This is a genomic window from Arthrobacter sp. zg-Y877 (genome assembly GCF_030373105.1).
GTDB lineage: Bacteria > Actinomycetota > Actinomycetes > Actinomycetales > Micrococcaceae > Arthrobacter_B.
The window spans coordinates 88400-113068 of record NZ_JAUCPU010000003.1; the positions used below are offsets into that span (position 1 = coordinate 88400).

General features: G+C 67.5%; 25 protein-coding genes. 4 read left to right on the forward strand and 21 right to left on the reverse strand.

Annotated elements, in window-relative coordinates; all coding sequences use genetic code 11:
- Window positions 1-34: 34 nt before the first annotated feature.
- From QNO03_RS07890 to rimP, 3 genes are read right to left on the reverse strand one after another with little or no spacing between them, the layout of a single operon-like run.
- The gene (locus QNO03_RS07890; protein ID WP_331460344.1) at window positions 35-430 is read right to left on the reverse strand and encodes a YlxR family protein; all 396 of its coding nucleotides are present in this window, start codon (window positions 428-430) and stop codon (window positions 35-37) included.
- A gap of 48 nt (window positions 431-478) precedes the next feature.
- The gene (gene nusA / locus QNO03_RS07895; protein ID WP_229950054.1) at window positions 479-1450 is read right to left on the reverse strand and encodes a transcription termination factor NusA; all 972 of its coding nucleotides are present in this window, start codon (window positions 1448-1450) and stop codon (window positions 479-481) included.
- Window positions 1451-2077, reverse strand: a complete 627-nt coding sequence (gene rimP, locus QNO03_RS07900; RefSeq protein ID WP_502874563.1) for a ribosome maturation factor RimP — start codon at window positions 2075-2077, stop codon at window positions 1451-1453.
- An 86-nt stretch (window positions 2078-2163) separates the two neighbouring features.
- On the opposite strand from rimP, the gene QNO03_RS07905 reads away from it, so the two are divergent.
- On the forward strand, window positions 2164-3405 hold the full coding sequence (locus QNO03_RS07905) for a DUF4439 domain-containing protein (protein ID WP_289602891.1): 1242 nt from the start codon (window positions 2164-2166) through the stop codon (window positions 3403-3405).
- Window positions 3406-3490: 85 nt separating this feature from the next.
- Window positions 3491-4477: an aminoglycoside phosphotransferase family protein gene (locus QNO03_RS07910; RefSeq protein WP_289602892.1), complete on the forward strand. Its 987-nt coding sequence runs from the start codon at window positions 3491-3493 to the stop codon at window positions 4475-4477.
- Here the strand turns inward: QNO03_RS07910 and QNO03_RS07915 are convergent.
- The 18 genes from QNO03_RS07915 to QNO03_RS08000 all read right to left on the reverse strand — a co-directional run bounded on the left by QNO03_RS07915 (window position 4474) and on the right by QNO03_RS08000 (window position 23353).
- Complete coding sequence (locus QNO03_RS07915) at window positions 4474-5271, reverse strand: sulfite exporter TauE/SafE family protein (protein ID WP_289602893.1); 798 nt, start codon at window positions 5269-5271, stop codon at window positions 4474-4476. The two genes, QNO03_RS07910 and QNO03_RS07915, sit on opposite strands and share 4 nt — an antisense overlap.
- A gap of 6 nt (window positions 5272-5277) precedes the next feature.
- On the reverse strand, window positions 5278-7077 hold the full coding sequence (locus QNO03_RS07920; protein ID WP_289603247.1) for a proline--tRNA ligase: 1800 nt from the start codon (window positions 7075-7077) through the stop codon (window positions 5278-5280).
- A gap of 172 nt (window positions 7078-7249) precedes the next feature.
- Window positions 7250-8134 carry a GNAT family N-acetyltransferase gene (locus QNO03_RS07925; protein ID WP_354003890.1) on the reverse strand — a complete coding sequence of 295 codons (885 nt, stop codon included), beginning with the start codon at window positions 8132-8134 and terminating at the stop codon, window positions 7250-7252.
- A complete protein-coding gene (ispG, locus tag QNO03_RS07930; protein ID WP_229950043.1) occupies window positions 8109-9275 on the reverse strand; it encodes a flavodoxin-dependent (E)-4-hydroxy-3-methylbut-2-enyl-diphosphate synthase in 1167 nt (388 codons plus the stop codon). Before ispG ends, QNO03_RS07925 begins: the two co-directional genes overlap by 26 nt.
- A gap of 137 nt (window positions 9276-9412) precedes the next feature.
- Window positions 9413-9703, reverse strand: coding sequence for a YciI family protein (locus tag QNO03_RS07935; RefSeq protein ID WP_229950041.1), 291 nt, complete (start codon window positions 9701-9703; stop codon window positions 9413-9415).
- Between the two features lie 48 nt (window positions 9704-9751).
- On the reverse strand, window positions 9752-10108 hold the full coding sequence (locus tag QNO03_RS07940) for a hypothetical protein (RefSeq protein WP_229950035.1): 357 nt from the start codon (window positions 10106-10108) through the stop codon (window positions 9752-9754).
- Window positions 10109-10747 carry a MarR family transcriptional regulator gene (locus QNO03_RS07945; protein ID WP_289602894.1) on the reverse strand — a complete coding sequence of 213 codons (639 nt, stop codon included), beginning with the start codon at window positions 10745-10747 and terminating at the stop codon, window positions 10109-10111. It lies immediately after the preceding gene.
- 494 nt (window positions 10748-11241) lie between these two features.
- Window positions 11242-11709 carry a hypothetical protein gene (locus tag QNO03_RS07950; RefSeq protein WP_289602895.1) on the reverse strand — a complete coding sequence of 156 codons (468 nt, stop codon included), beginning with the start codon at window positions 11707-11709 and terminating at the stop codon, window positions 11242-11244.
- A 426-nt stretch (window positions 11710-12135) separates the two neighbouring features.
- Window positions 12136-13479, reverse strand: coding sequence for a M50 family metallopeptidase (locus QNO03_RS07955; RefSeq protein ID WP_289602896.1), 1344 nt, complete (start codon window positions 13477-13479; stop codon window positions 12136-12138).
- A gap of 37 nt (window positions 13480-13516) precedes the next feature.
- The gene (gene dxr, locus QNO03_RS07960; RefSeq protein ID WP_289602897.1) at window positions 13517-14761 is read right to left on the reverse strand and encodes a 1-deoxy-D-xylulose-5-phosphate reductoisomerase; all 1245 of its coding nucleotides are present in this window, start codon (window positions 14759-14761) and stop codon (window positions 13517-13519) included.
- A gap of 69 nt (window positions 14762-14830) precedes the next feature.
- On the reverse strand, window positions 14831-15508 hold the full coding sequence (locus QNO03_RS07965) for an NAD(P)H-binding protein (protein ID WP_289602898.1): 678 nt from the start codon (window positions 15506-15508) through the stop codon (window positions 14831-14833).
- A gap of 31 nt (window positions 15509-15539) precedes the next feature.
- Entirely contained in the window at window positions 15540-16352 is an 813-nt protein-coding gene (locus QNO03_RS07970) for an HpcH/HpaI aldolase/citrate lyase family protein (RefSeq protein ID WP_289602899.1), read from the reverse strand.
- A 45-nt stretch (window positions 16353-16397) separates the two neighbouring features.
- The gene (locus QNO03_RS07975; RefSeq protein WP_289603249.1) at window positions 16398-16904 is read right to left on the reverse strand and encodes a MaoC family dehydratase; all 507 of its coding nucleotides are present in this window, start codon (window positions 16902-16904) and stop codon (window positions 16398-16400) included.
- Window positions 16905-16935: 31 nt separating this feature from the next.
- Complete coding sequence (locus QNO03_RS07980) at window positions 16936-17577, reverse strand: CoA transferase subunit B (protein WP_289602900.1); 642 nt, start codon at window positions 17575-17577, stop codon at window positions 16936-16938.
- 1 nt (window position 17578) lies between these two features.
- Window positions 17579-18361 carry a CoA transferase subunit A gene (locus QNO03_RS07985; protein ID WP_289602901.1) on the reverse strand — a complete coding sequence of 261 codons (783 nt, stop codon included), beginning with the start codon at window positions 18359-18361 and terminating at the stop codon, window positions 17579-17581.
- Window positions 18362-18405: 44 nt separating this feature from the next.
- On the reverse strand, window positions 18406-19569 hold the full coding sequence (locus QNO03_RS07990; protein ID WP_229950019.1) for an acyl-CoA dehydrogenase family protein: 1164 nt from the start codon (window positions 19567-19569) through the stop codon (window positions 18406-18408).
- Window positions 19556-21742, reverse strand: a complete 2187-nt coding sequence (locus QNO03_RS07995; RefSeq protein ID WP_289602902.1) for an acetyl/propionyl/methylcrotonyl-CoA carboxylase subunit alpha — start codon at window positions 21740-21742, stop codon at window positions 19556-19558. The genes QNO03_RS07990 and QNO03_RS07995 overlap by 14 nt, the downstream gene beginning before the upstream one ends.
- A 6-nt stretch (window positions 21743-21748) precedes the next feature.
- Window positions 21749-23353: a carboxyl transferase domain-containing protein gene (locus tag QNO03_RS08000; protein WP_289602903.1), complete on the reverse strand. Its 1605-nt coding sequence runs from the start codon at window positions 23351-23353 to the stop codon at window positions 21749-21751.
- 142 nt (window positions 23354-23495) lie between these two features.
- On the opposite strand from QNO03_RS08000, the gene QNO03_RS08005 reads away from it, so the two are divergent.
- Both QNO03_RS08005 and QNO03_RS08010 read left to right on the forward strand, forming a co-directional pair.
- Window positions 23496-24125, forward strand: a complete 630-nt coding sequence (locus QNO03_RS08005; RefSeq protein ID WP_289602904.1) for a TetR/AcrR family transcriptional regulator — start codon at window positions 23496-23498, stop codon at window positions 24123-24125.
- A 62-nt stretch (window positions 24126-24187) separates the two neighbouring features.
- A complete protein-coding gene (locus tag QNO03_RS08010; RefSeq protein ID WP_229950012.1) occupies window positions 24188-24655 on the forward strand; it encodes a GNAT family N-acetyltransferase in 468 nt (155 codons plus the stop codon).
- Window positions 24656-24669 lie beyond the last annotated feature (14 nt).

Below are 24669 nucleotides of genomic sequence, written 5' to 3' on the forward strand. Positions count from 1 at the left end.
AAGTACTCATCGCTGGGTACTCATCGGGTTTCCATCAGATTTCTGACCCGCTTTCAGGTTGGACGGTTTTGAGTCCGTTCCCGGTCGGAACGTCCTCAAGGGCCTTGAACCAACGTTCAACGTCCGTTATTTCCGCGGCACCCCTGAAGGCCCGCGGAAAACCCGAACGTTTCACTGCCAATCTCAGGCATGCCGTGTCGGGGTGCAACCAAGCACCTCTTCCCGGCATTCGGCGGTCCTCGTCCACATGGACGGCGTTGCCGCCTTCCATGCTGACACGGACCAGCCGCAGCAGAACAGCTTGGTCATCCTTTTTCCTGCACCCTATGCACGTTCGTTGCGGAACGTGCCTGGATACCCGATTTCCCGGAGCGGCGCCGGAAGCGGCTGCCGTTGTATGGGAGGCGGAGGGTGACCCGGCCTTATACATTCTAGCGCCTTTCTCGTTCGGCGCCGCATCCGCTTCCGGCACCGGAGCCTAGGAGGCCTTCGCGTCGGAAACGATGTCGATCCGCCAGCCGGTGAGCTTTGCGGCGAGCCGGGCGTTCTGGCCTTCCTTGCCGATCGCCAGGGAAAGCTGGTAGTCGGGAACAACGACCCGGGCGGAACGCAGGTCCTCGTCGGTGATGGTCACGGAGTTCACGCGCGACGGCGAGAGGGAGTTGGCGATGAAGGTCGCCGGATCCTCGCTGAAGTCGACAATGTCGATCTTCTCGTCGTGCAGCTCGTTCATGACGGCACGGACACGCGAACCCATTTCACCGATGCAGGCTCCCTTGGCGTTGATGCCCGGAATGTTGGCCTTGACGGCAATCTTGGACCGGTGTCCGGCTTCGCGTGCCAGCGCCACGATCTCCACGCTGCCGTCGGCGATTTCCGGAACTTCCAGTTCGAAGAGCTTACGGACCAGACCCGGGTGGGACCGTGAGAGGGTGATGGACGGGCCCTTGAAGCCGCGCCGTACGTCGACGACGAAGGCCCGGAGGCGGGATCCGTGGGTGTACTTCTCTCCCGGGACCTGCTCGGGCGGGGGCAGCAGTGCCTCCACCGAACCGAGGTTCACCTGGATCATGTGGGGGTTGTTCCCCTGCTGGATCTGGCCCGAGACCAGTTCGCCTTCACGGCCCTTGAATTCGCCGAGGATGTTGTCATCCTCAACGTCGCGCAGGCGCTGCAAGATGATCTGCCGTGCCGTGCTGGCGGCGATCCGGCCGAAACCTGCGGGGGTGTCGTCGAACTCCCCCACGGTGGCGCCGTCGTCGTCGAGCTCGGCAGCCCAGATGGTCACGTGGCCGGTCTTCCGGTCCAGTTCCGCCCGTGCCTGGTCCTGGGCGCCGTTGGTCTTGTGGTACGCAACCAGCAGGGCCTGCTCAATGGTCGGGACGAGCAGATCCAGCGGGATCTCCCGTTCGCGTTCCAGCAGCCTCAGCGCACTCATATCTATTTCCATCTAGGCCTCCTCAGCTGTGGTTTCATCATCCGGGGCGTCATCGCCTGCCGGGTCGTCTTCAAGGTGGGCGAATTCAACTTCCACGCGCCCCTTGCGGATGTCCGCGAACGGCAGGTGGACCTGGTCCCCCTGCTTCGCCTTCATCCCCTTCTTGACCGGGATTTCCGGTATCAACGTAATGCCGTCGTCCTCGACGGAAACGAGCCGTCCCATGACGTCGTCTCCGCGCTCCACGGAAACCGAGACCATCCGGCCGGTATTGCGGCGCCAGTGGCGCGGCTCGGTGAGGGGACGGGACACGCCGGGGGACGAGACTTCGAGGTTGTACGGGCGTCCGTCGTCGCCGGGATCGTTATCCATCGCCTCGGAAATGACCTGCGCCGCGGCTGAAATCCGGTCCAGGCTCACGCCTCCGGACTCGCCCTCGGGAAGGTCCACAATGACGTGGACGGTGCGGTGGGCGCCGGCCATCTTGATCTCGATGTCCTCGAGGAACAAATCCTGCATCTCTACCGTGGGGGCCAGGTAACTCTTCAGCCGCTGTGTTTCCGCGGCCACTTCTGCACGCATCGCATTCCTGCGGTAATCCGACGACGTGTCTTTTTTGGGGTTGGGCCGAACCGCCATAGCTGCCTCCCACTAGATGTTGTTGTAGTCCTAGACTACCGACATTCCGCGGCCCTTGAGGCATCGATGCAGATGGGAGCGCGTTCGTGGCATTATCGACAGTTGTGGATGCGCCTTTGGAGAACCCCGGAGCCGAGCCCGGCCGCGCCCGCGGCCGGGGCCGCTGGGGTGCCCGCGTCCGGCGTCTTGTGTTGTTTCTCGCACTGGGAGCAGTGGTCCTCAGTTTCGGCCTGGTAGCCGGAACCGGTGATGCCGCGGACTCCACCCGGACCTTCTCCGACCTGGCCCTGACCCAGGCGCAGGCCGACGCCGGGAAGCTGGCGGCAGAGGCGCGCGTGCTGGCCGTCCAGGGAGGAAACGGCGGGGCCGCGGAGTTCACGGCCCAGGCCGAGGGCCTGCGCAGCCAGGCAGCCCTCCTGACCGGCCTAGGACGCCATCCTGCCGCCGTGCCGACCCGCAGGAGCTCCGAGGAGCCGCTGCGCGTCCCCGGCGGCGCCGGCACGGACGGCACCGGTTCCGGAACTGCCGCAGCTGGAACAGGGCCGGACCGACGGAACCTGGACCATTACGTGCAGGCCCTGGCCGCTTCGGCGCAGGCCAACCTGCAGGCCGCCTGGCGGGCCGACGCCGGCACGGCACGGCTGCTTGCCGCAACCGGCGCCGCACAGCAGGTGTGGGCCACCCGGAACGCCAACCGTTATGGCCTGGCGCTGCCGGATGAGGAGTTCCCCGGCACTGACGGCGGATCCCCGGCTGCGGACACGGAACCGTCCGGGACCGGCGCCGGCCCGGACGCGTCCGCGTGCCCGGACGCGCAACGTCCGGAGCCCGGGTCCGGCAGCACGCAGCCGGCGCCGGACGGAGACGGAAGCAGTGGCTCAGGCACTGCGGCACCCGGCGCGGCCGACGCCCTCACGGCCGCCATCGACGCGGAGTTCGGGGCCGCTTACGCGTACGAGGTCGCCTTCGCGCAGGCTCCTTCCGCGGCGGAACGCGGTGAACAGTGGCGTGAACGTGCCGCTGCGCACGAATCCTCCGGAACGGATGCCGTCGCTTACCTGGCCGAGCTGTGCCTGCCCGCCATCGCCCCGGTGGCTGCCTACCGGCTTGATGCAGGTTTCCTTCGGAATCCGGCCGATGCCCTGCCCGCACTGGAACAGCAGTTTCCGGCGGTCTACGCTGACCTCGTGGCGTTGTCCGACGGCAACCTCCGCGGCTGGGCGATTGCCCGGCTCGCCGACGTCTCGGAGGACCTGTACCTGCAGGCGGACACTGTCCCCGCAACACCGGGGCTGGATGCCGTTCCGGAGAACCTGCCGTGGAACTGACCATTCGCCTGCCGGTCCCCCGGCCCAGCCGTCCCCGGCTCCACCCGCTGTAGTCCGCACATCCCGACCGCTAAGGAGGAAGCGCATGGCACCCGCCGTCGTCGTCCCTGACGCCCTGCGCCGGCGCTACCTCGTCAGCAGGGACGGCCGGACATGGCTGGCGGAACTGCCCGGCCTGGTCGAAAGCTCCCTGGCGGATTTCCAGCTGGTTCCGGATCCGCCCGGCGCGGCGCCTTGGCACGGGCACGGGGCACTGGTCCTGCCCGTCCGGGCAGCGGACGGTACGCCGGCCGTGTTGAAGTTCCCTTTTCCGCATCCGGAGGCGGTCACCGAGGCGGCGGCCCTGGCCCTGTGGAACGGGAACGCGGCCGTGCGGCTCCTCGACCGCGATGCCGCCGGAACCTGCCTGGTCCTGGAGCGGCTGGATCCGGACCGGACACTGCTGGACGTGGAGATGGCGGATGCCGTGCGGATCTGGGGGTCCCTGGTGCGCCGGCTGAGTGTGCCCGAATCCGACTCACCCCACTGGGCTGCCGTCCCCTCCCTCGCCGAGCAGGCCGAACAGCTCTCGGATGAACTGCCGGCGGTGTGGGAGGAGTTGGGGCAGCCGTTTGAACGCTGGCTGCTGGAGGCGGCGCTGCAGGTTTGCCAGACGCGCGGCGCGGTGGGCCGGCGGTCCGTCCGGGATGTCCTGGTGCACGCGGACCTGCACTACGCAAATGTCCTGGCCCGTCCGGGAGAGCCCGGCGGGTACGTGGCCATCGATCCGCAGGCGGTCTTTGGCGAGGCCGAGTACGCCGTGGCTCCGATGCTGTGGAACCGGCTGCAGGATCTTGGCATCCAGGCGCCGGAAGAGGCACTCCTCGCCCGGCTGGACGCACTCTGCTCCGCTGCGGGACTGGACCGGCAAGCCGCCCTGGACTGGAGCATCCTGCGGGAGGTGGCGAACGCCCTGGATTACGTGCGCGAGGGGCGGCACGGAGATGCGCAGCGCTCCGTGTGGGTGGCGTCAGCGTTGGCCGGCCGCAGGCACCCGGGGATTCCCCCGGTCCAGGAGCTGCCGGCGGCCTAGCCCCGGATGTTCTCCACCCACACGTCGTGGCCGAGCTTGATGATCAGGGCGCCAACGACCACCAGGAAAACCGCCCGGATGAATTTGCTGCCCTGCCGAACCGCCATCCGCGCACCGAGATAGCCGCCGATCATGTTGGCGAAGCCGAGCACCAGGCCCAGGCCCCAGAGCAGCGAGCCGTGGGGAAGGAAAAAGGCCAGGGCACCGAGGTTGGTTGCCATGTTCACGATCTTGGCCTTGGCACTGGCCGCGAGGAAGTTATATCCGAGCAGGGTGACCATCGCGATGATCAGGAAGGAGCCCGTGCCCGGGCCGATCAGGCCGTCGTAGAAACCGATCAGCAGGCCGATGCCTGCAGCGGTGCCGTAGTGGCGGCCACCGGTATGGCGCAGCTTCGTCAGCTCACCCACCGTTGGTTTGGTGGCGGTGAAGACGGCTACGGCCACGAGGGCCGCCACGATGATGGGTTTAAAGACCGACGACGGCAGCGACGCCGCCAGGACGGCGCCGCCGAAGCTTCCCGCCAGGGCAACGCCGGCCATGGGGAGCGCCGTTTTCAGGTCCGGATGGGCCCGCCGGTAGTAGGTCACGGCACTGGTGGTGGTCCCGAAGATGGAACCCATTTTGTTGGTCGCCAGCGCCTGCACCGGGCTGATGCCGGGCACCAGCAGGAGGGCGGGGAGCTGGATCAGCCCGCCGCCGCCAACCACCGCATCCACCCAGCCGGCCGCCAGGCCTGCCACCACCACAAGGGCGATGGTGGCAAACGTGACGTCCTCGAGACCCGAGACCACCGGAGGTTACTGCGCGGCGGCGCGGCGCACGTACTCCACCGCTTCGGCGACGGGAACGTTCTCGGCGTTCCCGGTGGCGCGGTCCTTGATTTCCACGACGCCGTCGGCCAGGCCGCGCCCGACCACCAGGATGGTCGGAACGCCGATGAGCTCGGCGTCGCCGAACTTCACGCCCGGGGACACCTTGGGCCGGTCGTCATAGATGACTTCCAGTCCCGCAGCCTCGAGCTCTTCGGCGAGCTTCGCAGCCGCCTCGAAGATTTCCTCGCCGCGGCCCGTTGCGACCACGTGCACGTCGGCCGGGGCGACCGCGCGGGGCCAGGTCAGGCCCTTGTCGTCATGGTGGGACTCGGCCAGGGCTGCCACCGCACGGGTCACCCCGACGCCGTAGGACCCCATGGTCACGGTGGCCAGCTTGCCGTTGCGGTCCAGGACCTTCAGGCCCAGGGCGTCGGCGTACTTGCGGCCGAGCTGGAAGATGTGGCCCATTTCGATGCCGCGGGCAGCTTCGAGCGGACCGGAGCCGTCCGGTGCTTCGTCGCCCTCACGCACCTCTACGGCCTCGATGGTGCCGTCCCAGGTGAAATCACGGCCGGCAACGAGTCCGATGACGTGTTTGCCGGGCTCGTTGGCGCCGGTGATCCAGCTGGTGCCGCTGACGACGCGGGGGTCCACGAGGTACAGCAGGCCCGTGGCGGACTCGGTGCCCAGCACGGGCTCGGCCGGGTCCATGCCCGGGCCGATGTAGCCCTTGACCAGGCCCGGGTGCTTCTTGAGGTCCTCGTCCGTGGCGGCGTCGACGGCCAGCTCGCCGCCCATACCCACGTGGGAGCTGATGTTGGCTTCGATGCGCTTGAGGTCCACGGCGCGGTCCCCCGGCACGCCGACCACGACGATGCGGCGTTCGCCGGTGGGCAGGGTGACGGCCAGGACCACGTTCTTCAGGGTGTCCGCAGCTGACCACTCGCCGGACTCCCGCGGGAAGCGGGCGTTGACGTCATTCACCAGTGTGTCGATGGTGGGGGTATCCGGGGTGTCCACCACACGGGCGGCCGGGGCACCGGAGTAATCGACGTCGGCCGGAACCACGGTGGTGACGGCTTCGACGTTGGCCGCGTAGCCGCCGGCGGAGCGCACGTAGGTGTCCTCGCCAACCGCCATCGGGTGCAGGAACTCTTCGCTCTTGGAGCCACCCATGGCTCCGGAGACGGCCGAGACGACGACGATCTCCAGGCCCAGGCGCTCGAAGATCCGCAGGTAGGCTTCACGGTGCGCCTGGTAGCTGGCGTCCAGGCCTTCGTCATCCATGTCGAAGGAGTAGGAATCCTTCATGATGAATTCGCGGCCGCGGAGCAGCCCGGCGCGCGGCCGTGCCTCGTCGCGGTACTTGGTCTGGATCTGGAACAGGGACACCGGAAGGTCCTTGTAGGAGTTGTAGAGGTCCTTGACCAGGAGGGTGAACATTTCCTCGTGGGTCGGTGCCAGCAGGTAGTCCGCACCCTTGCGGTCCTGCAGGCGGAACAGGTTCTCGCCGTATTCCGTCCAGCGGTTGGAGGTCTCGTAGGGCTCGCGCGGCAGCAGTGCGGGGAAATGCACTTCCTGCGCGCCGATGGCTTCCATCTCCTCGCGGATGATGGTCTCCACCTTCCCCAGCACCCGCAGGCCCAGCGGGAGCCAGGAGTAGATGCCCGGTGCGGCGCGGCGGATATAGCCGGCGCGGACCAGGAGCCGGTGGCTGGCGACGTCGGCGTCGGCCGGGTCTTCGCGCAGGGTGCGCAGGAAAAGGGTGGAAAGTCGAAGGACCACGCTGGGAATCCGTTTCTGCAGCCACGCGGCTGCATCCGTCAAGAATGTATGCCCTACTAATCTAGCGCGTGCGCCCGCCGATGCCGGACAGGCGTAGGACGACGGCGGGACCGGCCCGGTCACTGCACGGCCGGTCCAGGCACTGCTCCGGGCCGGGTGGACAGCTGCCGGGCTAGAACAGGATGGTGGCGAAGGTGCCCACCTGCTCGAAGCCGACGGCGTCGTAAGTGGCGCGGGCTGCCGAGTTGTAGGCGTTCACGTACAGGCTCACTACCGGGGCGACGTCCAGTGCAGCGCCGACGACGGCGGACATGTAGGCGGCGCTCAGCCCCTGTCCGCGGTATTCGGGGTTCATCCAGACACCCTGGACCTGGGCGGCCTGGCTGGAGACCGTGCCGAGTTCGGCCTTGAAGACCACCCGCCCGGCGGCGTCGAAGTCCACCAGTGACTGGCGGCGTTCGATCAGTCCCTTCACCCGCTGCCGGTAGTGCCGGTCCCCGTTGGCCACCGGTGAGTAGCCCACTTCTTCCTCGAACATGGCAGTGCAGGCGGGCAGCAGTACGTCGAGCTCGTTTGGGTGTGCGGGACGCAGTCCGGGTGCGGGGGCCACCAGCGACGGGGCCGCCATCTGCAGCAGGGGCTGCTCGGGCCGGACGTCGAAGGGCTGCGGGGAGACGGACCGGAGCTCGGACCAAAGGGAGAGCACAGCGTCGGCGGGGCCGAAAATCGAGGAGAACCGGTTCCGTGACCGGGCCAGATACTGCCCGACCTCCGGGCCGGTGTCTGCGTCAAGACCGATGGGCACCACATTCACTCCGGCCCAGCAGGCGCCAACCAGCGTGCCGCCGTCGAACACTCCCACCACGCGTCCGCCCGAGGAGGTGGGCGCGGCCGTGCGCGCCGATTCCAGATGGGAGAGCATAAAGATGTTCGCCACCGGGTCGGCCGCGGCCAGGTCCCAGAGCGCAACGGTGTCCTCGTCGCGTAGGATCCGCAGCGCCGCACCGGAGGCGGCGCTGCGGATATCAGGCTTAGCTGACGGTAACCATGGGGCCACCCGTCCCAGCATCCTCGCCATCGGGTTCTCCCATATCTTCTGCGATCCTCATCGCTTCTTCGATGAGTGTTTCAACGATCTGGTCCTCAGGGACGGTCTTGATGACTTCGCCCTTGACAAAGATCTGGCCCTTGCCGTTACCGGAGGCTACACCCAGGTCCGCCTCGCGTGCTTCACCGGGTCCGTTTACTACGCAGCCCATGACGGCAACGCGCAGCGGGATGGTCATGCCTTCGAGGCCTGCGGTGACCTGCTCGGCCAGGGTGTAGACGTCCACCTGGGCACGGCCGCAGGACGGGCAGGAGACAATCTCGAGCTTGCGCGGGCGCAGGTTCAGCGACTGCAGGATCTGGTTGCCCACCTTGATCTCCTCCACGGGAGGAGCGGAGAGGGAAACCCGGATGGTGTCGCCGATGCCCTTGGACAGCAGGGCGCCGAAGGCGGTGGCGGACTTGATGGTGCCCTGGAACGCGGGGCCGGCTTCGGTCACGCCCAGGTGCAGCGGCCAGTCGCCGCGTTCGGCCAGCAGTTCGTAGGCGCGCACCATCACCACGGGGTCGTTGTGCTTGACCGAGATCTTGAAGTCGTGGAAGTCGTGTTCCTCGAAGAGGGACGCTTCCCAGACGGCGGATTCGACCAGTGCTTCAGGGGTTGCCTTGCCGTACTTGGCCAGCAGGCGCGGGTCCAGGGAACCGGCATTAACGCCGATGCGGATGGAGGTGCCGTGGTCCTTGGCGACCTGTGCGATTTCCTTGACCTGGTCGTCGAACTTGCGGATGTTGCCCGGGTTCACCCGGACCGCGGCGCAGCCGGCTTCGATGGCGGCGAAGACATACTTCGGCTGGAAGTGGATGTCGGCGATCACGGGGATCTGCGACTTCTTGGCAATGATCGGCAGCGCGGCGGCGTCGTCGGCACTGGGGCAGGCCACACGGACAATGTCGCAGCCCGACGCCGTCAGCTCGGCGATCTGCTGCAGGGTCGCATTGATGTCAGTGGTGGGCGTCGTCGTCATGGACTGGACGCTGATCGGGGAATCGGATCCGACACCGACCGAGCCCACCTTGATCTGGCGGGTCTTGCGCCGCGGCGCGAGGGTGGGTGGCGGTGCTGCTGGCATTCCAAGGTTGACCGAGGTCAAAACGTCCTCCATGTGCCGAAACGGCAGGTATTAGGCTGTGAAACGCGCGCATGAAACGCGCCCTTCCTATTATCACCCCGGCCCGGGCAGAGACTGCCGGGGGCGGGCCAATATCACTCTGGGCTTAGAACGTATGGTTACGCCAGGTCGGAGAACGCTCCGAGGGCCGGCTTCCAGGCTGTGGTCTTCATGCCGGAGATGGCGCCGACGACGGCGAACGGGTCCTGCTTCAGCAGAGCCAGCAGACCGGTTTCATCCTCTGCGACGAACAGGAGCAGAGCCCCCGCGCCGTCTACGAATGCGCCTGCCGAAAGGACGTGCCCCTCGTCCACGAGCTGCTGCAGCCACTGGCGGTGTGCAGGGCGGTGCTGGTCGCGGAGATCGGCCGAATCGGCGTCGTAGACATACTCAACTGCGAAAATACTCATGTCCCCAAGCCTACGGGATGCCCGGACTATGGCCGGTCGGACGGCGGTTTAGAGCAGGTACAGACGGATGGGAACGGCGACCGCTACAGCCCAGAGCATGGACGCCAGGGTGCCGATAATGAACCGTTCGGCGGCTGCCGGTGTTTCTTTGAGCTCGGCATAGCGGCCCAGGCCTTTCACCGCCACGACGTAGGCGATGGCCACCGGTTCATCGGCGAGGACGGCGGCCGCCACCGCCAGGCGTTCCAGCACCCCGATGGCCAGGCCGCCGCGCAGGATGGCGTTGGGTTCGGGCGCCGGGCGCGGTTGCTCGACGGCGCGGGCCAGGCGGAGGACGCCGTAGGTCACGGGCCAGCCGAGGAACCCTGCGGCCAGCAGCCCGGTCACGACCCAGACAATCGTCATTTATCCGTCCTTCGTTGAGGAGTTGGCCGTGCTGTCTGCGGGGCTGCGTGCCAGGGCATCCGCGCGCTCCAGCAACACCGCCGCCGCCGGCCGGGCAGCCCATTCCTCCTGCCAGCCGGCCCGCCGGGCCGCTTTGCTCACGGCTTGGGAACTGATGCCGAGCTTACGGGCGGCGGCCGTCTGGGCACCCCATTTGCCGGGTTCGACGTGTTGCAGGATCCGCCATTCGGCTGCTGTCCGTTCCGCGATCAGGCGTCCGAGCAGGATCAGCACCGCTTCGGCTTCGGGGGCGCCTGGTGATCCCTCCACGGCTACAGGTGGCCGGTCGCCGCTTTTCTTGGCCCGCTCCACCGCCTGCCGGGCCGCAACGAATGCGGGGCCTCCTGCTTCGCGGGGACTACCCGGGAGGGGTTCATGGACTGCGCCGACGCCGACGCCCACGTACCAGTTCCCGTCCCGAAGGACTTGGAGCACGGCGTCGGTAACGGTTTCCGCGGAGGTACAGACACCCTGGATTTCATCTCCCACCGACCGTTCGAAGGCCAGGAGCATGGGGAGGCCTGCGAGGGCGTCCAGCAGCTGCGGAACCTGGTCTCCGCTGCCCTGGCTGTTGCGCTGGTCTATGGTGAGGACGAACATGTTGCAACCGTAAACGTATGCAAACTGAGTTGCAACTTTTTATGGGTTCAATTCTATTTGCAACCGGGGACCCGGGGCTTGGGCAGCAAGCGGCGAGGGCCGGTGTGGCTGGGGCCTGGGATGCCTATGCCGTGGGCACGCCCTGTCGGGCCAGGCTGGTGAAGCTGACGTACCCGGGGCTTGGGCCGCAAGCGGGCAGGGCTGGTGGAGGTCGCGTACCCGGGGCTTGGGCCGCAAGCGGGCCAGGCTGGTGGAGCTGGTGTGGCTGATGCGGCCGGTGTGTCCCAGTCAGACAGCATCCCAGCCAGAGTGGTGCACAGCGTCCCAGCCGGTGGTGCTGGTGAGACCAATGTGGTCCCCCCAGTACCCTCCAGCCCCAATCCGTGGGACCCTCTGCTGTTCAGCGGACGCGGGCCAGCATGAGATCGAGCTGGGACGGGACGCCGGCGGGACCGGGATTTGGGGGATCTTGGGTCCGGCTGAACACCCGAGCCCTATGCCGTGGGCACGCCCTGTCGGGCCAGGCTGGACAGGAGTCGTTCCGGTTCGCGGCAGGACACCAGCACGGCGATCGGACCGCATTCGATCCGAATCGATGGTCCGCCCACCAGGTAGCCGGTGGCCCCGGGAAGGATCCGGAGCCCCATACCCTCGCGCAGCCCCGTCACCGGTCCTACTGAGACCCCCCTGATCTCCCGGTAGGGAATCTCCGTGGCAAACACTGCCGCCACTCGGATCTGCACGTTTTTAGGTCCCACCCTGACACGAGCGGTCATCAAGACGACGGCGCTGAACGCCAAGGCCATCAGCAGGCCAACTACGAACGGTGCCGGTCCAGCTCCGATAGTGGCAAGGACGGTCCCGCCAGTGGCTACGAAGCCCAACAGCCCCACGATCAGCCGGTACCGCACCGGCATGACGGTACGAAAGGTGGTTGTTTCTGCCTCTCCCCCGGGAATCATGCCTGCCAGTCTGCCATGCCGGCTTTTGAAGGATGCGACTCCCCCTCCGAGCCCCGCACCCCTCCGGTTTGAGGTAATCCCTGCAGTTTGTGGCAATCCCTCCGCCGCGCATCGCAGGGATCTACCCAAACCGCAGGGGTCCGGACAAAACGGAGGGAAAAGCCGGGCGCCCGCATCCCGAATCCCTCCGGTTCGGGACAAACCGTACGGTTTGGGAAAAAGCCTCCGCTGCGCAGTGCAGGGATTTCCCAAACCGGTCGATTCTTCCCAGTTCGGCCCCATTCCGGGCGCCGGAGCCCCTGGAACCGTGCAGGCGCCCGGGTTAGGCGACTTTAATATCCCGGCGAGCTCTGCGAGCAAGGGATTTCGTTGCCGCCGTTCCGGGCGCCGGAGCGGGGCCCCCGGCGGGCCGGAGCACAGGTAAACCTAGTTGAATAGGCTGACCGGCTTCACGATGTCCGCGTAGATCAGCAGCGCACCCATCCCCATCAGCAGCACCGCCACGGCATACGTCAGCGGGAGCAGTTTCGCCATGTCGAAGGGCCCCGGGTCCGGACGGTGGAACAGCTTTGCCACGCCGCGGCGCAGCCCCTCCCACAGGGCACCGGCCACGTGGCCGCCGTCCAGGGGCAGCAGGGGAATCAGGTTGAAGACAAACAGCGCCAGGTTCACGCTGGCCACCAGGCCGATAAGCGTCGCCACCCGGGACTCAACCGGGATGACTTCCTGGGACGAAATTTCCCCGGCAATGCGGCCCACACCCACCACGCTCATGGGACCGTTCGGGTCGCGGGGTTCGGAGGAGAACGCTGCCTGCGCCACGTCCACCACGCGCTGGGGAAGGTTGATCACCACTCCGGCAATGTTGGCCAGGTTCTCCCCCACTGTGGGCAGGACGGCGCCGGCCGGCTGGCGCACCAGTTCCTGCTCCGCGCCGACGCCGATGAACCCCACTTCCTGCGTGAGGTAGTTGCCGTCGTCGTCGGTCTTGGCGGCACCGTCGTCGTCCAGCACCGGACGTTCGGTGAGCAGCGGCGTGATGGTGGTCTGGGTCTCGACGCCGTCCCGTTCGTACGTAAGCGGAACGCTCTGCCCGGCCGCCTCACGGATCCAGGCCGTCAGCTCTTCCCAGGACGTGACGTCCCGGCCGTCGAACTTCGTGATGGTGTCCCCGGGAAGCAGGCCGGCTTCGTACGCGGGAGCAGCGGGATCGGCCTCCGTGCAGTCGGTCTGGCCGGTGGCCGCCTGCTGCTCGGCGGTGATCACGCACTTGTTGACCTCGGACAGCGTGGTGCTGGTCTGCGCGGTGCCGAAGCCCATCAGCAGGACGGCGAAGAGCACGACGCCGATCAGCAGGTTCATAAACGGCCCGCCAAGCATGATGATGATGCGCTTGTAGACGGGAAGCTTGTAGAAGACCCGGTTCTCGTCGCCCTCGACCAGGCGGTCCGTCTCGGCCTGCCGGGCTTCGGTGGCGAGCTGCTGGAACATTCCGGTGCTGGAGCGCCGCACCTCGCCGTCGTGCTGCTTGTTGGGCGGGAACATCCCGACCATGGAGACGTACCCGCCCAGGGGCAGCGCCTTGAACCCGTATTCGGTCTCGCCCCGGGTCCGGGAGAAGACGGTGGGGCCGAAACCGATCATGTACTGGGTGACCCGGACCTTGAAGGCCTTGGCCGGCAGCAGGTGGCCCACTTCGTGCAGGGCGATGGAGGCAGCAATGCCCACCGCCACGAACAGCACGCCAAGGATGAATAGCAGAATGGTCAACGGGTTTCCTTCAGTTCAACTGCGGCTGCGGGGTTTGTCATCTTCCACAACGCTTCCGCGCAGCGGCACGTGCCCAGGCCTCCGCGGCCAGCAGCGATTCCAGCGTGAGCGGCCCCGAGTCCGGGGCTTCCTCAAGTACGGCCGCGATCGTATCAACGATGTCTGTGAATCCGATCAACCCGTCGTGGAAGGCGTCCACGGCTTCCTCGTTGGCCGCGTTGTAGACCGCCATATTCGTGCCTCCGGCGGCAGCCGCCCGCTTGGCGAGGGCCACAGCGGGGAAGGCTTCCCCGTCCAGCGGTTCAAAAGTCCACTCGGTGGGCTGTGTCCAGTCGCAGGCCTGCGCAGCGCCCGGCACACGGTGCGGCCAGCCCATCCCCAGGGCGATGGGCAGGCGCATGTCCGGCGGGGAGACCTGGGCAATCGTGGAGCCGTCAACGAACTGCACCATGGAATGCACCATGGACTGCGGATGGACGACGACGTCGATCCGGTCCAGCGGGATGTCGAAGAGCAGATGCGCCTCGATGACTTCGAGCGCCTTGTTGACCATGCTGGCCGAGTTGGTGGTGATCACCCGGCCCATGTTCCAGGTCGGGTGGGCCAGCGCCTGCTTGGGCGTGACATCGGCCAGTTCGGAGCGCTTCCGTCCACGGAACGGGCCGCCGGAAGCCGTGACCACCAAGCGGTCCACTTCGGCGTGGGTTCCGGAGCGCAGCGCCTGTGCCAGCGCGGAATGCTCCGAATCCACGGGAACCAGCTGCCCGGGGGCAGCGGCACGCTTCACCAGCTCCCCGCCGACGATCAGGGATTCCTTGTTCGCCAGGGCCAGCAGGTGTCCGGCAGCCAAGGCAGCCAGCGTGGGTTCGAGTCCGATCGACCCGGTGATGCCGTTGAGGACCACGTCGGCTTCGGTCCACCCCGCAATAGCGGTCGCTGCCGACTTTCCAACAAACAGCTCCGGGGCATATCCGGTGATCCCCGCTGCGGCTGCAGCGTCAGAGATGTGCCGGTGCAGGGTGGGCAGGTCGACGGCGGCGCAGCCGACCGCTTCGGCCCGCGTGTGGACGGCCTGCTGGGCCAGGAGCTCCAGGTTGGATCCGCCGGCGGCCAGTGCCACGATGCGGAACCGTTCCGGGGCGCCGTCGGCCACGTCGATGGCCTGCGTTCCGATCGACCCGGTGGAACCGAGCAGGACCACGCGGCGGGGCAGGTGGTCCGAGCCCGGTCGGCGGGAACGGACGTAGTCGTGGTCGGAGGAGATCGATACTGGAGGCTGCATGCCTCCAGTATCCCGCAGCCGGGCTCGCTTCGGCATTGCCGGGGAAACCGTGCGGCAGGGAACGGCAGCCTAGCCCGCGGTCTGCAGGGCCTGGACGGCCTCGGCAACGGGAGTGTCCCCGGAGATCACGCCCAGCGCCTGATGCACCCCGCTGCCGGTCCGGAGCAGCTCGGCCAGGACGGCGGCGACGTCGGCGCGTGGGATGGGCCCGCGGTCCACTGCCGGAGCCAGCTCCACCAGTCCCGAGGGGGCGTCGTTGGTCAGGATGCCCGGGCGGAGGATGGTCCAGTCCAGCTGGCTGCGGGCCATCAGGTCCTCTTCGGCGGCCAGTTTGGCGACGAGGTAGGCGTACATCACCTCGTCCATTCCGTCGGGGCGGGACCCTCCGCGCACGGCGTCCAGGCCACCCGAGGAGACCTGCAGGAAGCGCCCGGCGCCGGCCTGCTCGGCGGCGTCGGCCAGCAGTACGGCAGCGGCCCGGTCCACGGTGTCCTTGCGGGCCGCCCCGCTGCCCGGCCCGGCCCCGGCGGCGAACACGGCGGCGGCGGCACCGGTGAGGACCTGGATCACGTCCTCGAGGGTGCTGTTTTCAAGGTCCAGCACCACGGGTGCGACGCCGTCCGCTTCCAGGTCCGCCGCGTGGTCGGGATTGCGGATCAGGCCGGCAACATCGTTGCCGTCGGCCGCCAGCAGGCGGCCCAGTTCGCGTGCGATTCTTCCGTGGGCTCCCGCTATGACTATGCGCATGATGACAGCGTAGCGGCCGTCACCGGCAGTTTCAGCCCTGCGCCCGGCGCAGCGTCTGCTCGGCCTGCTTCAGCAGCGGACCGTCGATCATCTGTCCGCGGAAGTTAAACACTCCCCCGTGGTTTCGCGCCTCGGCCAGCACCTGTTCGGCATACGTCACGTCGGCGGGGTCCGGCGCGTAGGCGCCACGGACGGCAGCGACCTGGCCCGGATGGATGCAGGCCTTCGCTGCGAAACCGGAGGCGACGGCGTCGCGCGCTTCCTCCTCCAATCCCTCGATATCGGGGATGTTGCCGTAGATCGAGTCGATGGCGCCCTTGCCGAAGGCACCGGCGGCCAGCAGCACCGTGGACCGGGCGTGCATGGCAACGCTGCGGTAGCTGCCGTCCTGGTGGCGGCTGGATTCCCCGCCCAGCGACGCCAGCAGGTCCTCGGCGCCCCACATGAGTGCTGCAACATTTTCGGTGGCAGCAATGTCCACCGCCCGCACAACACCCAGTGCCGTCTCGAGCAGTGCGACGACGGTGAAACCTGCGAGCGCCCGGGCGACGGCGGGTCCGTCCTCCGTCTTGGCCAGCATCACGGTGCGGTACGGGGTCTGGTACAGGGCGGCGAGGTCCCGCTCGAAGTCTTCGGTCCCGAGGGGGTTGACCCGGACGATGGTGCGTTCCGGGTCCAGGTCCGCGGCGATGAGGTTCTTCCGGGCAGCTTCCTTGTCCCGCGGAGCCACGGCATCTTCGAGGTCCAGGATGACCGCGTCTGCCCGCTCGGCAGCCTTGCCGAAGCGTTCCGGCCGGTCCCCCGGGCAGAAAAGCAGTGCTGGTCCCATGGGGAAGGTGGTCATGGTGAGACTCCTCGGTATTTCCGGTTGCGCTGACGAATATCCAACCTACCGCGTGCCTGCACCTGCCTCCTGCGCTTCGTATCCCCCGGCCGTCCACATCAGGGCCGTCCGGGTGCACCGCCCCACGATCTCACCACTTTGGTTCCGGCCCGTGTGGGCAAGCGTCACAATCCCCTGGCCTGGCCGGGAGGACGAGAGCCGCTTATCCACCACTTCGGTTTCGGTATACAGGGTGTCCCCGTGGAAGAGCGGATGCGGGAAGCTGATCTCCCCCAGCCCCAGCTGCGCCACCAGGGTGCCCTGCGTCAGCTGCCCCACCGACTGGCCCACCATGGTGGCCAGCGTAAACATGGAGTTCACCAGCCGCCGGCCAAAGGGCTGGGCAGCACTGTAGGCGGCATCCAAGTGCAGTCCCTGGGTGTTCATGGTCAGGGTGGTAAACAGGACGTTGTCCGCCTCGGTGACGGTACGGCCGGGCCGGTGCCGGTAAATGGTCCCCGGTTCGAACTCCTCGTACCAGAGGCCGCGCTGCTCAACGACCCGGGGCGCCATCGCCACTTCCTCCGTGCCGGCGTCGGGCTCCTCATACGTCAAGGGAAACCTCCAGCGGCGCACCGGTGCCCGCAACCACTTCCTCGACGCTGACGCCGGGGGCGGTCTCGCGAAGCACCAGCCCCTCCGGCCCCACCTCGATCACGGCCAGGTCGGTGACGATCAGGTCCACGCATCCCTTTCCGGTCAGCGGCAGGGAACATTCGCGCACGATCTTGGGCTGGCCCGTCCGGTCGAGGTGTTCCATCATCACGATTACGCGTTTGGCACCGAACACCAGGTCCATGGCTCCACCCATGCCCTTGACCATCTTCCCGGGCACCATCCAGTTGGCCAGGTCGCCGTTCGCCGCCACTTCCATGGCGCCCAGAACGGCAACATCCACATGCCCGCCGCGCACCATGCCGAAGGAGGCGCCGGAGTCGAAGAAGGAGGCACCGCTGTTCACGGTGACGGTTTCCTTACCGGCATTGATCAGGTCCGGATCCAGCTGCTCTTCGGTGGGATACGGCCCGACGCCGAGGATGCCGTTTTCGGAGTGCAGCACCACTTCCACCCCCTCGGGGATGTAGTTGGGAATCAGGGTGGGCATGCCGATGCCCAGGTTCACGTATTGGCCGTCATGCAGTTCCCGGGCGACCCGGGCGGCCAGTTCCTGGCGGGACAGTGCCATGTCAGCCCTCCTTACTTCCATTGGTGTTGTCTGCGGCGGCCGTGACCGTCCGCTTTTCAATGCGCTTCTCGCCGGCGGCGGCCAGGACCACCCGCTGCACGAAGATTCCCGGAACGTGGATGTGCTCGGGGTCCAGCTCCCCGGGTTCCACCAGCTCCTCGACCTCGGCAACGGTGATCCGGCCAGCCATGGCGCAGAGCGGGTTGAAGTTCATGGCGGCGGCGTGGAACACCAGGTTGCCGTGCCGGTCCCCCTTGGCGGCATGGACCAGGGCGAAGTCCGGCGTCAGGGATTCCTCCAGCACGTAGTCCGCGCCGCCGAAGCTGCGGACCTCCTTCGGTGCGGAGGCCAGTGCCACGCCACCCTCGGCGTCGTATTTCTGCGGCAGGCCGCCGTCGGACACCTGGGTGCCCACTCCGGCAGGGGTGTAGAACGCGGGGATGCCGGCGCCGCCGGCGCGCAGCTTCTCGGCGAGGGTGCCCTGGGGGGTAAGGACCACTTCCAGCTCCCCGGCCAGGAACTGGCGGGCGAATTCCTTGTTCTCGCCCACGTAGGAGCTGGTGGTGCGCCGGATCCGGTGGTCGGCGAGCAGCCGGCCCAGGCCCCAGTCATCCACGCCGCAGTTGTTGCTCACGGTCTCCAGACCGGTGGTGCCGGCGTTATGCAGCGCGTCGATCAGCACCACCGGGATGCCGCAGAGTCCGAAGCCGCCCACAGCCAGGGACGCGCCGTCCGGGATGTCGGCGACGGCGGCGGCTGCATCGGGGTACACCTTGTTGATCATGGCATTGTCCGTTCCTGCTCAGTGAGGTCCATGGCTGTCTCCTGTCACAGGCCCATACTGCGGGCAATCAGCATCAGCTGCACCTCAGTAGTGCCCTCGCCGATTTCGAGGATCTTGGAATCGCGGTAGTGGCGGGCCACGGGGAACTCGTTGATGAAGCCATAGCCGCCGAAGATCTGCGTGGCGTCGCGGGCGTTGTCCATGGCTGCCTCCCCGGCCACCATCTTGGCGATGGCGGCCTGCGTCTTGAACGGGCGGCCGGCCAGCATGCGGGCGGCGGCGTCGTAATAAGCCAGCCGGGCGGTGTGCGCCCGGGCCTGCATGCGCGCGATTTTGAAGGAGATGGACTGGTAGGTGCCGATGGCCGCTCCGAAGGCCTCGCGTTCCTTGGCGTAGCGCAGGGACTCATCCACGCACCCCTGCGCGGCACCGGTGGCCAGGGCCGCGATGGCGATGCGGCCCTCGTCCAGGATCTGGAGGAAGTTCGCGAAGCCCCGGCCGCGGGCACCCAGCAGGTTGGCTTCGGGCACCCGGACGTCGGTGAGCGTCAGCGGATGGGTGTCGGAGGCATTCCACCCCACCTTGTTGTACGGTTTTTCGGCCGTGAAGCCCGGGGTTTCGGTAGGCACCAGGATGGTCGAGATCAGCTTCCGCACCGAACCGTCCGGTTCCGTGACGGTATCCGTGACGGCGGTGACCGTCACCAGGCGGGTGATGTCCGTGCCGGAGTTGGTGATGAACTCCTTGCTGCCGTTGATCACCCACTGCCCGTCCTCGAGCCGGGCGGTGGTCTTGGTGCCGCCGGCGTCGGAACCTGCCTCGCGTTCGGTGAGGCCGAACCCGGCGAGCGCTTCACCGCTGGCCAGCAGGGGCAGCCACTGCTGCTTCTGCTCTTCGTTGCCGAACCGGTAGATGGGCATGGCGCCCAAGGACACCCCGGCTTCCAGGGTGATGGCCACGGACTGGTCCACACGGGCAATCTGCTCGAGTGCGAGCGCGAGGGCGAAGTAGTCCCCGCCCATTCCGCCGTACTCCTCCGGGAAGGGCAGCCCGAACAGTCCCATCTCCCCCATCTGGGAGATCACCTTGTACGGGAAGCTGTGTTCCGCGTCGTGCTGGGCGGACACGGGGGCAATGACCTCGTCGGCGAAGTCGCGCACCGTGTCGGAGAGATCCTGGTATTCCTCGCTGAGTTCAAAGTCGGGCATGGTCTGCTCCTTGCTCGGTGTGCGGGTCGGTGTGCGGGTCGGCGGGGACTGTGGTGCCGGATGCGGGCTCCGGTGTGAGTGTTGCCAGGACCTGGTCGGCTTTCACCAGGTCTCCGGGTTTCAGGCTGAGATGGACAATGCCGTCCATCGGAGCCCGCAGCTGGTGTTCCATCTTCATGGCCTCCACACTGAGCAGCGGCGCTCCGGCCAGCACCCGGGTACCGTCCGCCACGGCTACGGCCACCACGGTTCCTGGCATCGGCGAGCGCACCACCGGGTCGGCTTCGCCCGCTTCCCGGCCGGCCGCCGCGGTGGAGCGGTCCAGCTGTTCCCGGCGGCTGCGCAGCCGCAGGCGCACGGTGGACAGTTCCCCGGCGCCCGCACCTGCCAGCCAGAAGGCACCGGTGTCCGGTTCGGTGGCAGCCGTGAAGGAATGCAGGACGCCGTCCAGGGTGAGGCGTACGCGTGCCTCTGACGCGGTCCCGGTTCCGCCCAGCAGGGCCGCCCTGTGCACGGTCCCGCCGATCCGTACCGTCGCCTGTGCGGCAGTGCCGGTCACGCTCACGCTGACGTCGTCGCCGTCCGGTACTGGGGCGGCGAACACCAGGTGCAGGGGCGCCCCGCCGGCATTTCCCTGCCCGTCCGGACCGCCGGCGCCGCTGCCGCCGATCCGCCAGCCGTCCGCCCGCCGCCAGGGCGACCCCGTGCCCGCACCCGCGCCTGCCGGGGTCAAGCCCTGCAGATACAGCAGCGCGGCGGCGGCGAACTCGGGCAGCTGCGGGGACCGGAACTTGAGCCCGGGCAGCCGCCGTTCGATCAGGGTGGTGTCCAGCCGTCCGGCCCTCACATCGGGATCGGCCAGCAGCAGTCGTAGGTATTCCACGTTGGTTCCGATGCCCAGCACGGCTGTATCCGCGAGCGCGGTGTCCAGGCGGGCCAGCGCGGCGGCGCGGTCCGGGCCCCAGGCAATCACCTTGGCCAGCATCGGGTCATAGCTCGAGGAGACGGCCAGCCCGGGCAGCAGCGAGGAGTCCACGCGGATGCCCTCGCCGTCGGGTTCCCGCAGCCACTGCACGGACCCCGATGTCGGCAGGAAGTCCCGCTGCGGGTCCTCGGCGTAGATCCGGGCTTCCACCGCATGCCCAGTGAGGACCACGTCCTCCTGCTTGAGGGACAGCGGATGCCCGGCGGCAATCCGGACCTGCTCGGCGACCAGGTCCACTCCCGTGACCATTTCGGTGACCGGGTGTTCCACCTGGAGGCGGGTGTTCATCTCCATAAAGAAGAACTCGTCGGGAGCGGCGTCGGAGACCAGGAACTCCACGGTGCCGGCGCCGGTGTAGTCCACGGACCGGGCGGCGTTGCAGGCGGCCTCGCCGATGCGTTCCCGGGTGGCGGCGTCCAGCAGCACCGAGGGTGCTTCCTCGATGACCTTCTGGTGCCTGCGCTGCAGGGAGCACTCCCGCTCCCCCAGATGGATCACGTTCCCGTGCGTGTCCGCGAGGATCTGCACCTCGATATGCCGGGGTGAGGCAATCAGCCGCTCCAGGAACAGCGTGTCGTCGCCGAAGGCCGAGGCCGCGACCCGCCGGGCGGTCTGCAGTGCCGCCGGCAGGTCCTCGGGCGCCAGCACTGCCTGCATGCCTTTTCCGCCGCCGCCGGCCGACGGTTTGATCAGGAGGGGATAGCCGACGCCGGCCGCTGCCTCCCGCAGCCGGGCATCGTCCAGGCCCGGTTCCGCAATGCCCGGGACCACCGGCACCCCGTGGGCCTTCACATGGTTCTTGGCGGAGATCTTGTCCCCCATCAGCTCGAGCGAGCCTACGGGCGGGCCGATGAAGGTGATCCCGGCGTCCGCCAGGGCGGAGGCGAAATCCGCGTTTTCGCTCAGGAAGCCGTATCCGGGGTGCACTGCCTGCGCTCCGGTGCTGCGGCAGGCGGCCAGGACGGCGTCCACGGACAGGTAGCTCTGCCGCGCCGGCGCCGGGCCGAGCCGGACCGCGACGTCGGCCTCACGCACATGGCGGGCACCGGCGTCGTCGTCGCTGTAGACGGCCACCGAACGGATCCCCAGCGCCCGCAGGGTGCGGATCACGCGGCAGGCGATTTCACCGCGGTTCGCGACGAGGACAGTGTCGAAGAGCGGTGCGGCGTTATAGGGCTGCGGGGTCATAGTCGCTCACATCCGGAACAGGCCGAAGGAAGTCTCCGGCAGGGGCGCATTGGCGCAGACATCCAGGGCCAGGCCCAGGACGGTGCGGGTATCGAGGGGGTCGATGATGCCGTCGTCCCAGAGCCGGGCCGTCGAGTAATACGGGCGGCCCTGGGTTTCATAGGTTTCGCGGATGGGAGCCCGGAACGCTTCCTCTTCCTCGGCGGACCATTCCCCGCCGCGGCCCTCAATCTGGTCCCGCTTGACGGTGGCCAGGACCGAGGAGGCCTGGGCGCCGCCCATCACGGAGATCCGGGCCGCCGGCCACATCCACAGGAAACGCGGCGAGTAGGCGCGTCCGCACATGGAGTAGTTGCCGGCCCCGAAGGATCCGCCCACCACCACCGTCAGCTTGGGAACCCTGCAGGTGGCGACGGCGGTGACCATCTTGGCGCCGTTCTTGGCGATGCCGCCGGCTTCATAGTCCCGGCCCACCATGAAGCCGGAGATGTTCTGGAGGAAGACCAGGGGGATGCCGCGCTGGTCGCACAGCTCAATGAAGTGGGCGCCCTTGAGTGCGGATTCGCTGAACAGCACCCCGTTGTTTGCCACGATGCCGATCCGGTGGCCGTGCAGCCGGGCGAATCCGGTCACCAGGGTGGTGCCGTACTCCTTCTTGAACTCGTGGAACTCGCTGGCGTCCACCAGGCGGGCAATCAGTTCGCGCACGTCGTAGGGGGTCTGCAGATCGGTGGGCACGACGCCGTAGATTTCCTCCGGGTCATAGGCCGGCGGCCGGACCTCGGCCAGGTCCATCACGGGGTCCTGCCGGGGAAACGTCTCCACGATGCTGCGGACGATTTCCAGGGCGTGGGTGTCATTCTCGGCCAGGTGGTCGGTGACCCCGCTGATGCGTGAGTGGATGTCTCCGCCGCCCAGCTCCTCCGCGGTCACGATCTCGCCGATGGCAGCTTTGACCAGCGGCGGACCGCCCAGGAAGATGGTGCCCTGGTTGCGCACAATCACGGTTTCATCGCTCATCGCGGGAACGTAGGCACCGCCCGCGGTGCAGGAACCGAGGACGGCGGCGACCTGCGGAATTTTCGCGGCGGACATTTGTGCCTGGTTGAAGAAAATCCGGCCGAAATGCTCCCGGTCGGGAAACACCTCATCCTGGCGGGGCAGGAAAGCTCCACCGGAGTCAACGAGATAAATGCACGGCAGCCGGTTCTCCAAGGCAATTTCCTGGGCCCGCAGGTGCTTTTTGACGGTCATTGGATAGTAGGTGCCGCCCTTGACCGTGGCGTCATTGGACAGGACCATCACCTGGCGGCCCTGCACCAGTCCGATGCCGGCGATCAGGCCCGCTCCGGGGCACTCGCCGTCGTACATGTCCGTGGCGGCCAGCGGCGCGACCTCCAGGAAGGGGCTGCCCTCGTCCAGCAGCCGGGCAACGCGCTCCCGGGGCAGCAGCTTTCCCCGTGCCGTGTGCCGCTCGCGGGACAGCTCCGGTCCGCCGACGGCGGCCGCGGCCAGCCGCCCGCGCAGCTCTTGTGCCAGGGCCTGCTGCGCCGCGGTGTTTTCCATAAAGGACGCCGCAGCTGTGTCCAGCCCGGATTTCAGTGTCTCCATTGACATCTTTCTGCAACAGTGGCGAGGGATAACCGTGCACTAAGCTGGGTTAATAACCCCTAACCCAAGTCAGGTTATTGGTTAATAACTGAGGTGTCCACCACAATGGGGATAAATGCGCGATCCAATCAGGAGGGTGGGAATGGACGTAGCAAGTGACCAAGCAGCTAATGACGCGGTCCGGATAACGGGCCGCAGCCAGGCGAAAGCCTCACGGCGGGCAGCGATGCTCGACGCCGCCGCGGCTCTGTTTGCCGAGCGCGGCTACAACGGGGTCTCCATTGAGGAGCTCGGCGCCGCCGCAGGTGTCAGCGGCCCGGCGGTGTACCGGCATTTCAGCGGCAAGCCCGCGGTGCTCTCCGCCCTGCTGATCGGAGTCAGCCAGGACCTGCTCGAGGGCGGGAAGGCGGTAGCTGCCGAATCAGCGACGCCGGAAATCGCCCTGCGCGGCCTGGTGGAATTCCAGGTTGACTTCGCCCTCCGCCAGGCGGACGTGATCCGGGTCCAGGACCGGGATCTCGGCAGCCTGCCTGAAAACGATGAGCGGCGGGTCCGCTCGCTGCAGCGCCAGTATGTAGAGGTTTGGGTGGATGCCTTGTCCGCCCTGCATCCGGGCACCGACCTTCCGCTGCTGCGCCGCCGGGCCCAGGGCGTCTTCGGCCTGATCAATTCCACGTCCCATTCCGTCCACGGGAGCACAAGCGCCCGTGAGACGGCAAAGCTGCGTTCGCTGCTCGATAGAATGGCGTGGGCGGCGTTGAACGCCCAGTAGCTGCAAGTCCTGCCGGCCCTTCCCGGCAGGTTGAACTCCACCCCCGAGCAGAAAGACCTGCCGTGATTGAGCTTCGTGCCGTAGTTCCCGCCGACCTGGAGGAGTTCTTCTCCCACCAGCTGGACCCGAGTGCCAACCATATGGCTGCGTTCAGTGCCAAGAACCCGGCGGACCGCGGCGTTTTTGACCATCACTGGCAGAGCATCCTCAATGACCCGGCCATCACCGTGCGCACCATCGTGGCGGACGGCGAGGTGGTAGGCAGCATCCTCGCCTACCGGGATGGGGACATCCCCGAGATCAGCTACTGGATCGACAAGGAGCACTGGGGCCAGGGCCTGACCACCGCCGCAGTGGGGCTCTTCCTCGAAGAGTTCACCGAACGTCCCATCCGCGCACGCGCCGTTGCGGACAATGCCAGCTCCATCCGCATCCTGGAGAAATACGGCTTCACCGTCATCGGTGAAACGCAGGGCTTCGCCAATGCCCGCGGCGCCGTCGTGAAGGAACTCGAACTCGAGCTGAACTAGGCTCCCCACCCTGG

Coding starts and splice junctions, on each gene's coding strand:
- QNO03_RS07985 (WP_289602901.1), bottom strand. CDS start 18,361: ATGATCAACAAGGTGTACCCCGATGCAGCCGCCGCCGTCGCCGACATC.
- QNO03_RS07995 (WP_289602902.1), bottom strand. CDS start 21,742: ATGACCCCGCAGCCCTATAACGCCGCACCGCTCTTCGACACTGTCCTC.
- QNO03_RS07990 (WP_229950019.1), bottom strand. CDS start 19,569: ATGCCCGACTTTGAACTCAGCGAGGAATACCAGGATCTCTCCGACACG.
- QNO03_RS07975 (WP_289603249.1), bottom strand. CDS start 16,904: ATGGCGCCCCGGGTCGTTGAGCAGCGCGGCCTCTGGTACGAGGAGTTC.
- QNO03_RS07980 (WP_289602900.1), bottom strand. CDS start 17,577: ATGGCACTGTCCCGCCAGGAACTGGCCGCCCGGGTCGCCCGGGAACTG.
- QNO03_RS07970 (WP_289602899.1), bottom strand. CDS start 16,352: ATGACCACCTTCCCCATGGGACCAGCACTGCTTTTCTGCCCGGGGGAC.
- rimP (WP_502874563.1), bottom strand. CDS start 2,077: ATGGCGGTTCGGCCCAACCCCAAAAAAGACACGTCGTCGGATTACCGC.
- QNO03_RS07910 (WP_289602892.1), top strand. CDS start 3,491: ATGGCACCCGCCGTCGTCGTCCCTGACGCCCTGCGCCGGCGCTACCTC.
- dxr (WP_289602897.1), bottom strand. CDS start 14,761: ATGCAGCCTCCAGTATCGATCTCCTCCGACCACGACTACGTCCGTTCC.
- QNO03_RS07935 (WP_229950041.1), bottom strand. CDS start 9,703: ATGAGTATTTTCGCAGTTGAGTATGTCTACGACGCCGATTCGGCCGAT.
- QNO03_RS07965 (WP_289602898.1), bottom strand. CDS start 15,508: ATGCGCATAGTCATAGCGGGAGCCCACGGAAGAATCGCACGCGAACTG.
- nusA (WP_229950054.1), bottom strand. CDS start 1,450: ATGGAAATAGATATGAGTGCGCTGAGGCTGCTGGAACGCGAACGGGAG.
- QNO03_RS07890 (WP_331460344.1), bottom strand. CDS start 430: ATGTATAAGGCCGGGTCACCCTCCGCCTCCCATACAACGGCAGCCGCT.
- QNO03_RS07940 (WP_229950035.1), bottom strand. CDS start 10,108: ATGACGATTGTCTGGGTCGTGACCGGGCTGCTGGCCGCAGGGTTCCTC.
- QNO03_RS08005 (WP_289602904.1), top strand. CDS start 23,496: ATGGACGTAGCAAGTGACCAAGCAGCTAATGACGCGGTCCGGATAACG.
- QNO03_RS07950 (WP_289602895.1), bottom strand. CDS start 11,709: ATGATTCCCGGGGGAGAGGCAGAAACAACCACCTTTCGTACCGTCATG.
- QNO03_RS07945 (WP_289602894.1), bottom strand. CDS start 10,747: ATGTTCGTCCTCACCATAGACCAGCGCAACAGCCAGGGCAGCGGAGAC.
- QNO03_RS08000 (WP_289602903.1), bottom strand. CDS start 23,353: ATGGAGACACTGAAATCCGGGCTGGACACAGCTGCGGCGTCCTTTATG.